This is a genomic window from Clostridium sp., from assembly GCF_032552055.1.
GTDB lineage: Bacteria > Bacillota > Clostridia > Clostridiales > Clostridiaceae > Clostridium.
Window position 1 is genome coordinate 1 of record NZ_JAWGSV010000196.1, and the last position, 5,842, is coordinate 5,842.

The 5,842-nt window shown below is 26.7% G+C and carries 8 protein-coding genes; all 8 read right to left on the reverse strand.

From position 1 onward, the window contains the following. Nucleotides 1-195 precede the first annotated feature (195 nt). Nucleotides 196-1,059 (reverse strand): SDR family oxidoreductase, encoded by an 864-nt coding sequence (locus E6248_RS12045; RefSeq protein ID WP_316341047.1) that lies wholly within the window; start codon nucleotides 1,057-1,059, stop codon nucleotides 196-198. Further along, nucleotides 1,052-1,213, reverse strand: coding sequence for a hypothetical protein (locus E6248_RS12050; protein WP_316341048.1), 162 nt, complete (start codon nucleotides 1,211-1,213; stop codon nucleotides 1,052-1,054). Before E6248_RS12050 ends, E6248_RS12045 begins: the two co-directional genes overlap by 8 nt. Nucleotides 1,214-1,596: 383 nt before the next feature. After that, a complete protein-coding gene (locus E6248_RS12055; protein ID WP_316341049.1) occupies nucleotides 1,597-1,809 on the reverse strand; it encodes a hypothetical protein in 213 nt (70 codons plus the stop codon). Between the two features lie 179 nt (nucleotides 1,810-1,988). Then, nucleotides 1,989-2,570, reverse strand: coding sequence for a hypothetical protein (locus tag E6248_RS12060; protein WP_316341050.1), 582 nt, complete (start codon nucleotides 2,568-2,570; stop codon nucleotides 1,989-1,991). Nucleotides 2,571-2,820: 250 nt separating this feature from the next. Further along, complete coding sequence (locus E6248_RS12065) at nucleotides 2,821-3,090, reverse strand: hypothetical protein (protein WP_316341051.1); 270 nt, start codon at nucleotides 3,088-3,090, stop codon at nucleotides 2,821-2,823. Between the two features lie 104 nt (nucleotides 3,091-3,194). Next, nucleotides 3,195-3,461, reverse strand: a complete 267-nt coding sequence (locus E6248_RS12070) for a hypothetical protein (RefSeq protein WP_316341052.1) — start codon at nucleotides 3,459-3,461, stop codon at nucleotides 3,195-3,197. Nucleotides 3,462-3,733: 272 nt separating this feature from the next. Beyond that, nucleotides 3,734-4,543, reverse strand: a complete 810-nt coding sequence (gene spo0A / locus E6248_RS12075; protein WP_316341053.1) for a sporulation transcription factor Spo0A — start codon at nucleotides 4,541-4,543, stop codon at nucleotides 3,734-3,736. Nucleotides 4,544-4,766: 223 nt separating this feature from the next. Further along, nucleotides 4,767-5,842: SpoIVB peptidase (spoIVB, locus tag E6248_RS12080; protein ID WP_316341054.1), on the reverse strand; the 1,076-nt coding region annotated here is incomplete at its 5' end.

The window sequence follows — 5,842 nt, forward strand, 5'->3', positions numbered from 1 at the left end:
ATACCTAAATCAAAATTATAATTTAGTAATTTGATATGAGTAATAAGGAATTAAAAAGCATAAGTAAATACTGAAATAATTCATTTTATATTATATTTACCGAATAGTATTTCAAAGAGTATATTATTTGTATTTAAAATACTATTTTTATTCTAATTATATTTTAATAAAATACTATAGGTAATAGAATACTAGCTATGAATTTACTAACTCTCCTCCATTGATATGGATGGTTTCTCCTGTAATAAAGCTAGCTCCTTCACTAGCTAAGAAAACATAAGCATCAGCTATTTCTATTGGTTGAGCTGCTCTTTTCATAGGATTATCTTGACCAAACATAGAAACTTGAAACTCATCGAAAGATGATGGTATAAGAGGAGTCCAAACTGGTCCTGGTGCTACTGAATTTACTCTAATTCCTTTATTAATTAAGTTCAAAGCTAGTGAACGAGTAAATGATGTTAGCGCGCCTTTAGTCATAGAATAATCTATTAATTTCTCATTTCCTTTATATGCTGTTATAGAAGTTGTGTTAATTATACAATCTCCATAAGATAAATGCTTAAGTGCTTCTTTTGTAATATAAAAGGCGCCAAAAACATTAGTTTTAAAAGTTTTTTGAAATTGTTCAGTAGTTATATCCATTAAATCATTACATACATGTTGCTCTGCTGAATTGTTAACTATAATATTAATTTTATTAAATTTATTCTTAACATTATTAATTGCAGATATAGAAAATTGTTCATCACCAATATCTCCATTTATTAAAATACACTCTGATCCCAACAATTCAACTTCTTTTTTTGTTATCTCAGCATCTTTATGTTCATTTAAATAAATAATAGCAATTTTTGCCCCCTCTTTTGCATAGGCAATTGCAACAGCCCTTCCTATTCCACTATCTCCTCCAGTAATTACAGCAACCTTATCTTTAAGTTTACCTTGATTTAATGAAGTATTACTTTTATAAATTGGTTTAGGATTCATATCTTCTTCAATTCCAGGTTGTACAGTTTGCTTTTGAGGTGGAAACTTATTAGGAAAATAATTATTCATCTTTATCCCCCTTAAAATTATATTCATCACTTAATCTATTTTCTTTTACACTTTCTAAATAGTTTGTTTTATTTACTATATTACTTTCAAACTTTTCAACTGCTAATTTAGTAAAATTCCCAATATTATTACTCTCAATTAATGATTTATCCATATTTATCTCTCCTTTATATCTCGTATATTTTCTTTACTACATTCTTATTGTTGTATTATTTAAAAAAAATATACTTTATTAACTATTTATAATTTTTCTTTTAATAATTTTAGTCAATAAAAAAACACCTTCTAAACAATTGGAGTAAATCCAACTAATAGAAAGTGTTAATACAAAGTAGAAAACCAATAACTCGAAAGTCAGTTGGAAGACTATTGCTTTTGATATTGCAATTTAGAAATAAATTTCTTCTTTTATTTTTCGAAAAAAAGGTTATACAAACATAACCTTCAAATCCTAATATATTGTTTCTTCTAAATCATCATAACTTAGTTCTAGCATATATGTAACTTATACATTTGTCTTTTTAATCTCTCCTGCAGCTATTGCAGTAAGCCTCTTTCTACTATCCTATCATTAATAATTCCAGTTGACAGTAAAAAGTTCTTATTGTTGCTAACGTTAAAAATTTCAAAGGTGTGCATATCATCTTCACCTTCTTCAACCAACAATATATTTACTGCTTTATTAGGTAAATCAACTATATCATTAATAGCATAAATAAATTCATTTTCTACTAACTCTTCTATCTTCATATTTCACTTACTTTCAAATAATACCTTGAAATCTAAGCTTCCAGTTGTAAAAGATGTATTAGGAGCTAATATAAATCATCATCAAGTTTAAGTATTCCATATTGCTCATAAGACTTATCTTCAATTTCTTTTCTTGCTTTAGCTTTATAATTTTTAAAATTTATTATTTTATTCATATGTTATTTATATCTATTTATTTCTCTTAATATTGGTATTAAGTTATTTCTTCTAATACTTAATCCATTTGCTTTTAATAAGCTTTCAGCTTCTATTATTGTCATTTTTTTATTTTGAGATTTTAGTAACTCATAAACTCCTGACACTTTTAATAGACTAGGAGTGAGTTTAATCCCTAAGTAATCAGAAAGCATAGTCATTCTCTTTTTAATACCACCAGCACTTAATGGAGATAGTCCATTATTATTAGCTTTAGTTGGCTTACCCTTGATTATGTATTTACTATTTGGATTTAAAGAATAATCTTCATTAGTTCTACCTTGGCTACCTAATTTGATATATATTTTTTGGTTGATGGCTTCTTCTGAAATGTTCATTAATAGTTCATCCATTATAACTTCTCTACCATCAGGTAGATTTATTTTTTTGTTTTCAAAATCTATAGAATCAACTTCTAAATTTAACAGTTGCTCTTTATAACCAACTTCTCCATTTAACCCATAGAAGAAACCAGCTAGTATAAACTTATCAATTCCATTTTCTAATCTATCAACTATTTGTTTCAATTCTTTTCTATCTATCATTCTTTTAACTCCTATTTATATTATCTTAATTATATTTCCATATACTTTTACTTAATCCAATATTACTATAGTTAACCAATAATAGCGCATAACTTATTTTTCATTTTGAACTTTACTAATAACAAAAAAGCCAGATTATTTCCAACTTCTTAAATTAAAATTAATATTTCATTTATTAAAAAGAAACTGAAATAAATCCACCTTCAAAGAACCTATGCTCTAATATCTATAATTGTTATTTTTCAATCTATTATTTAATTTTTTTCTTTTCAAGCTCAAAATCTCTCTTTAAGCTTCTCATAAATTCAACAATATTATCTTTTAACATAACCTTACATTCATCATCACTATTAATCATGTCAGCTAACTCATTTGGAAATATTATTATTATTATTATTATTAATCTGCGATTTTTCTTATCTTCTTTACCTTCTTCTACCCTCTCAATTTTACTGTTAGTATTTAATATCTCTAATTGTTCCCTTGTTAATCTCTTATCTAAAAATTCTTCTAAATTCATGAAACTTTGATAAATCTAATACTTTAATTAGTTTTTTATATTCTTCATCTGTTAACTGTTCCTTTGGTCGTATTGTTACTTTTAAAGATTTTATATAGTTAATATTAGTCTTTTTTACTAAATTGTTTTTTTCTGCTATGTAAAAAAAGCTTAATATTTCTTAGATATCCATTGATAGTAACATCTGATATTTCCTTTCCTACATCATATCTTTTATCTAAGTTTGCTTTTTCTTTTCCAACTCTACTAGATGCAAAACTATACTTTCCTCTATCTTTTGTAAAAGCTAGATAATCCTCTACTATCTTTTTATTAACTTTCTCTATATCTGTTATTTCTAATTCTTCTTCAAGATATTTTGCAAAAAGCATCAATGTTTAATAATATGATTTTATAGTCTTTAATATTAAACTTTTATAACTGCAATACTCTAAATATTATACAATTATCCTGTTAATAGTTTTTGTTTTAATAATTTTAGGCATAAAAAATCACTCCTAATCATAAATTGCTAACCTATGAATTAGAAGTGATATATGTTGTATATTTATTGGCTTGAAAACTCCATTTTTATACCCTTCTCACTTATTTTGGTTGGTATAGGATTTTTCAACTTTGGCTCTATTCCTAGCTTTTAAACGTTTTAACTTACTTTGTTCTTAAGTCTTAGCTTATCTGCAATGATTGCTATAAATTCACTATTTGTAGGCTTACCTTTTTCATTATGAATGGTATATCCAAATAATCTATTTATTGCATCAACTTGTCCTCTACCCCAAGCTACTTCAATAGCATGTCTTATTGCTCTTTCTACTCTTGAAGCTGTTGTATTATACTTTTTAGCAATTGATGGATATAATTCTTTTGTAACTGCTGATAATAATTCCATATCCTTAACTACCATAGTTATCGCTTCTCTTAAATACATATAACCTTTAATATGTGCTGGAACACCTATTTCATGAATTATATTAGTTATTTCTGTTTCTAAATCTATTGGGCCTTTTGATTGTTGTTTAACTTCTGTTTCAGCTACTATTGTTGGTTGTTTTCTAATAGAGTCTGAAGATGATCCGTTAAACATTTCTCTGATTCTTTTTGTAAATACATCCATATCAAATGGCTTAACTACGTAATAATCAGCTCCCAATGTAATAGCTCTTTGTGTAATTTTATCTTGACCTACTGCTGATAATACTATTATTCTCGGCATTTTTTCAATTTCCATTGAGTTTAGCTTTTCTAAAACTCCTAAACCATCTAAGTGTGGCATAATAATATCTAAAACAACTAAATCTGGTTGTTTCTCCTCTATTAACTCTAAGGCTTCCCTTCCATCCTTAGCCACTGCAGTGACTATAATATCACGTTGATTTAATAGGTAATCATTTAATATGCTGCAAAATTCTTTATTATCATCAGCTATTAAAACAGAAATTTTTGAATCATTCATACTTTTCTCCCCCATCTTCCCATAATACATCATTTAATATTTTGTGTTTTAAAATTTTATCCTTACAAATCATCTATATGTGTTATTTATAGACATTGCATTTAATACCTATGACCTTATAATCAATTTAATATCATTATATCACAAATTATTTGAAAGAAAATAGCTTTTTTACATTTTTTTGAAAATTTTATTAATATAGTTTTCTCTATTTCATTTTCCTTTAATTAATTATGCCAGCATCTTTCAGCATCCACTCTATATATATTCCGTATCCTACATCTGGCTTATTAATTAACACGTGTGTTACTGCACCAATTAGCATATCATCTTGAATTATTGGACTTCCACTCATTCCTTGAACTATTCCTCCAGTCTTTTCCAATAATTCTTCATCAATAACTTTAATTATCATACTCTTTGGTCCTGGTTTATCTTGAGGCAATAACTTAATTATTTCTATATCATATAGTTTTGGTCCATCTTCATCAATAGTAGTTATTATTTTAGCTGGCCCTTCTTTTATCTCATTTCTAAAAGCTACCTTCAATGGTTTGTTGAAAATTGTATTTATAAGTTTATCATTTCCTTCACCAAATATACCAGTTTCAGTATTCTTTTCTATCTTACCTAAGCTCTCTTTCTCATTTACAAATAATCCTTTTAATTCTCCTGGAGAACCTTTTTCTCCTTTTCTTACACTAATTACTGATGAGTTTAAAAGATTTCCTTCACTTATAGTAAAAGGTTTATCCGTATCTCCATCAGTAATCGGATGTCCTAAGGCCCCAAATCGCTTGGTATTTTTATCAAAGAAAGTTAAAGTCCCAATTCCAGCAGTGGAGTCTCTTACCCAAAGTCCTAATTTATATTCATCATCTTCCTTTAACAAATTAATATCTTTACTTTGTGTTATACCATTTCTTATATATTCTACTTCTATTTTATCATTATCTACTTTCTTGATCTTACTTGATAAATCTTTAGAATTCTCTATCTCCTTACCATTTATTTTTATTAATATATCTCCAAGCTCTATTCCAGAAGTCTTAGCTGGACTTTCTACTCTTGTATCATCCTTTTCTATATCTGAATGTCCAACTACTAAAACACCTTTAGTATTTATTTTTATACCAATGTTTAAACCTCCTGGATAAACTTCTAAATCCTTAACTTTGGACACAGCAATAGATTTAATTGGTATTAACCCTAATAGTTTTAATTCTAGCTCATCTTTATTAGAACTGCTATCTTTTATAAAAAAGCTATTAGATACTTTAATTGTAGAGTCATAATTAC